Source organism: Gilvimarinus sp. 2_MG-2023, from assembly GCF_030547685.1.
Lineage (GTDB): Bacteria > Pseudomonadota > Gammaproteobacteria > Pseudomonadales > Cellvibrionaceae > Gilvimarinus.
This window is the reverse complement of record NZ_JAUOQM010000046.1, coordinates 3,504-4,366: the sequence shown is the minus strand read 5'-3', so window position 1 is coordinate 4,366 and position 863 is coordinate 3,504. Positions and strand designations below refer to the sequence as shown.

1 protein-coding gene is annotated in these 863 nt (G+C 51.4%); it reads right to left on the bottom strand.

What is annotated here, in order from left to right; genetic code table 11:
* Window positions 1-480: phosphoenolpyruvate carboxylase (locus Q4526_RS11230; RefSeq protein ID WP_215977174.1), on the bottom strand; the 480-nt coding region annotated here is incomplete at its 3' end.
* Window positions 481-863 lie beyond the last annotated feature (383 nt).

Genomic DNA, 863 nt, shown 5'->3' with positions numbered 1-863 from the left:
GTTGCCGCGCTGCTGATCGGACAGAGTATTGACGATTTGATCGTACTTGCGAATCAGCGTGCGTCGGGTCACCTCGGTGGGGTGAGCCGTTAACACCAGCTCGATGCGCAGCTCACGAATGACATCGGTCAGCTTTTCCCGCCCGTAAGTTTGCGAAAAGTTGAGCAACATGGCTTTTAAACCATCCTCAGGTTCAGCCTCAGCACTGGCGCTGTATTCTTGGTCGGCCATATTGGCTAGGTTTAAGAATTGATTAAAGGCCCGCACGATAGGAAGGATTTCCTCGTCGTTCAGCTCGCCCAACAACTCCACCAGAGCACTGGAGTCATCATTTTCGCTCTGGTTGATACTCTTGCCCAACTGGCGGATCTGTTCGATCCTGCTAAAACGCTCTTCGCCCTCGTGGTCGCGAATGGTCTCGCCCAGTAATTCCCCTAGTAAGCGGACGTTTTCCCGCAGGGTTTCGGGTAACTGTTGCATCAACATTCTCCGTAGTTAAAAAGGCTATTTTAGTGGAATTTTCCAATCCGCGTCAGCGGCCTTATTCCAAAAGTATTCATTATCCACATTCGCTGTGGATAACTTTGTGCACGGGCTTTGCGTAACCTCCGCCAGACCCCGCGAACACTGGCCTGAACCAAACTGTGCGATTCGCATCCAGTGCAAAAGTCACACAAAATCAGCACCTTAAAACGCTTCATTTCGATCAGGGAATAGACGACAGCGCTCGCCAATTGTGCACTTGCAACCGTGGTTGACCACCGCGTTCATCATGCCAAGGCCAGCGGTGAACCAAAATAGGTCGAGTTATGCACAACTCACACACTGTGGAAAACCTCTACCGGTTCAGCTTAGGCCCGCAC